Origin of the sequence: Barnesiella sp. CU968 (genome assembly GCF_905219685.1) — a bacterium.
Taxonomy (GTDB): domain Bacteria; phylum Bacteroidota; class Bacteroidia; order Bacteroidales; family Muribaculaceae; genus Lepagella; species Lepagella muris_A.
In genome coordinates, this window is record NZ_CAJMXD010000346.1 from 1 (window position 1) to 3,090 (window position 3,090).

At 48.6% G+C, this 3,090-nt stretch carries 2 protein-coding genes; both read right to left on the bottom strand.

Features of this window, described 5'->3' with window-relative positions; all coding sequences use genetic code 11:
• On the bottom strand, window positions 1-590 hold a 590-nt coding region (locus JX312_RS11235), incomplete at its 3' end, for a hypothetical protein (protein ID WP_204458061.1).
• A gap of 5 nt (window positions 591-595) precedes the next feature.
• Window positions 596-2,818 carry a bifunctional (p)ppGpp synthetase/guanosine-3',5'-bis(diphosphate) 3'-pyrophosphohydrolase gene (locus JX312_RS11240; RefSeq protein ID WP_123404392.1) on the bottom strand — a complete coding sequence of 741 codons (2,223 nt, stop codon included), beginning with the start codon at window positions 2,816-2,818 and terminating at the stop codon, window positions 596-598.
• Window positions 2,819-3,090: the final 272 nt, after the last annotated feature.

Here is a 3,090-nt window from a genome sequence, read left to right on the forward strand (position 1 = left end):
GTCATCATGTTTGGGGTAAGGCATATGTTCAATGCCTTTGCGAGGTCTCCGTCGAGCTGACGGGCGGAGGAGTGTCGCACGTATATCGAATCTATATATTCGAAAGCCCTGGCAGGGGAGAGCATAGCCGATGCATCGATGGTGGAAACGGTGGTGGCTCCGTTCTCTTTGACCATCATGCGTAGCTGCCGCGGTTTCATTCCCTTGATGTGTTCGTAGAGTCTGGTGTCGAGCACTCCTCTGGAGTATACGTCGCGCAAGAGCTTCTGAAGGTCTGTGATATCAGAGTGTTTGGCTCTGCCCGATACCGTGTTGGAGAACCGTGTCAGGGAAGCCGTCTCCACATCGGCATCTCTCGCCACAAAAGGTATGAAGTTTGCGTCGATGCTGTCGCGGAGCACGTTTGCCGATGCCGAGTCTCGGAGTATCGGCATATCGAAGTCAGCGGTAAGAAGCGGATACTTCCAAGGCTGATTGAGTTCATATGTATACGACTGCCTGTCGGAATGGGGCAGCAGAAAGAGTATCAATGCGGTCGCGCCGAGCAGTATGCCGATACGCGCTATTGCTATCTGACTTAGTTTTCTCATAATGTTCAGGAAATCCGTTTTGCGAATTTCACACCTTTTATCTTCTCTTTGAGACTGCGGCATATGTTTTCCACGGTCTCCGAGTTGTCTACCTGAAGAGTTATCTCGCAATGAAACACCTCCTGGCGTGCGTTGATTGTCAGTCCGACCATGTTCACACCTATGTCGCGCGATATGACACCGGTTATTTCCTCCAGGATTCCGCGCCTGTCTATGCCGTCTATGCTGATTGTTGCGAGGAATCTGTCGGCAACCCCGCCCCATTTCGTAGCCACGAGCCTTGATCCGAACGAGCTTTTCAGGCGCATTGCATTGGGGCAGCTCACTTTGTGCACCACAACGTCTTCGTTCTCGTCCACGAATCCGAGCACATCGTCGCCCGGTATAGGCTGGCAGCATGTGTCAAGCTTATAGTTGGGTTTGTCTTCATCGGGATGAAGCACATATATCACCTTCCTGTTGACCGGAGTCTTGCGCTCTTCCTGTTTTTTTGAAGAGAAAGGATTGCGCAATATCTTGGAAAGCAATGAGGAACGGGTCTTGTTAAGGTCTTTGAGCTGTTTGGCGGAGAGATTTATCTCATCGTTGGCAAGCATGAGGTAGAGGTCTTCCTTATGCGGAAGATGAAGGTTGCCGAGCAGACGTGTCATCACATCCGGAGTATTTTCCACCCCTTCGCGTTCGAGAAACTCATCGTAGAGTTTCTTACCTCGTTCTGTCAGGTGTCGTCTGTCCTTGCGCAGAATGGCGCGCAGACGGTTCTGAGCCTTCGCCGAATTGCAGAATTGCATCCATTCGGGCTGGGGAGTCTGAGAGTCGGAAGTTATTATCTCTACCTGATCGCCGGAATCGAGCTTGTATGAAATAGGCACGAGACGATGGTTGATTTTTCCGGCGATGCAGTGGGTGCCGAGTTGTGTGTGTATGGCGAAGGCAAGGTCGAGTACGGTCGAGCCCGCCGGAAGTGTAATAAGGTCGCCTTTAGGGGTGAATACGTAGATTTCTGCGGAAAAAAGATTGAGTTTTATTGTGTCGAGAAAATCTATTGCGTTTGGTTCGGGGTTAGCAAGGATGTCCTTTATGGTGTTCATCCATTTGTCAAGCTCGGTGTCATCTTCATGAACACCTGTCTTGTATTTCCAGTGTGCCGCATAGCCGAGTTCCGCGATTTCATCCATCTTGCGGCTTCTTATCTGCACTTCGATCCATTTGCCGTCAGGTCCCATCGCAGTGAGGTGAAGGGCACGATAACCGTTTGCCTTCGGGGTGCTCGTCCAGTCACGGAGGCGTTCCGGGTGCACTTTGTGTCCGTCGGTAAAGAAGGTGTATATCTCCCAGCAATGTATTCTTTCGAGAGTATCGTCATCGTTTTCGAATATTACGCGCACTGCATAAATGTCGTAAATCTCTTCAAACGGAATCTTCTTGGTCTCCATCTTGTTGTAGATGGAATAAGCGCTTTTTACCCTTGCCTTTATTTCGTATTTGAATCCGGCGGCATCGAGTTTTTTTCTTACCGGTCCCACGAATTCCTCTACAATCTCTTCCCGGTGCTTCTCACTTTCGCTTACCTTGGCTATTATTTCCGCATATTTCTGCGGATGCTCGTATTTGAAGGCGAGGTCTTCGAGTTCATCCTTTATTTTGTATAGTCCGAGTCTGTGGGCAAGAGGAGCGTAGACATAAAGAGTCTCACCGGCGATCTTGTATTGCTTCTCGGGGCGCATGGAGCCGAGGGTGCGCATATTGTGCAGCCTGTCTGCCATTTTTATCAGCACTACCCGGATGTCGGTCGACATCGACAGCAGAAGTTTACGGAAGTTCTCCGCCTGAAGAGAAGCCTTGTCTCCGAATATACCGCCGGAAATCTTTGTTAGTCCCTCCACAATCGAGGCTATCTTGGAGCCGAAACTCGCTTCGATATCCTCCTTTGTGAACTCTGTGTCTTCCACAACATCGTGCAGCAATGCCGCGCATATGGATGTGGAACCGAGCCCGAGTTCGGAAATCACAATCTTTGCCACGGCTATCGGATGAAGTATATATGGCTCGCCGCTGCGCCGTCTCACCCCCTTGTGTGCGGATTTGGCAAAGCGGAACGCACGTTCGATAATCTCCACTTTTTTGCGGTGATTGCTCGCAAGATAGGCATTCAGCACATCCTGATAAGCCTCTTCTATCATCCGGTCTTCCTCTTCGGGCGACATATTTTTATTATATTCAGCCATAGTCGTGTCTCCTTTTATCTGGCATCAAGCATATTGCCCGGCGGTTTGTCGTGCAGGGCGCACAATGATTCTTAATTTACAAAATTAATAAAAAAACGGTAGATATGCCATATCACTATAATTTTTAAACAGCTTAACATATGTTCTTAAAAAACTTTTTTTGTAATTTTGCGTAATAAAATTGAAATCATCTCTCTTCGCAGGTCTGCAAATCAAATGTCCGCTCTGCGTAAATTATCATATAAGTTTCTATGTTTGAGAATACAGAACAG

Excerpts from the sequence above, each read along its gene's own strand:
- JX312_RS11240 (WP_123404392.1), bottom strand. The coding sequence starts at position 2,818 with ATGGCTGAATATAATAAAAATATGTCGCCCGAAGAGGAAGACCGGATG.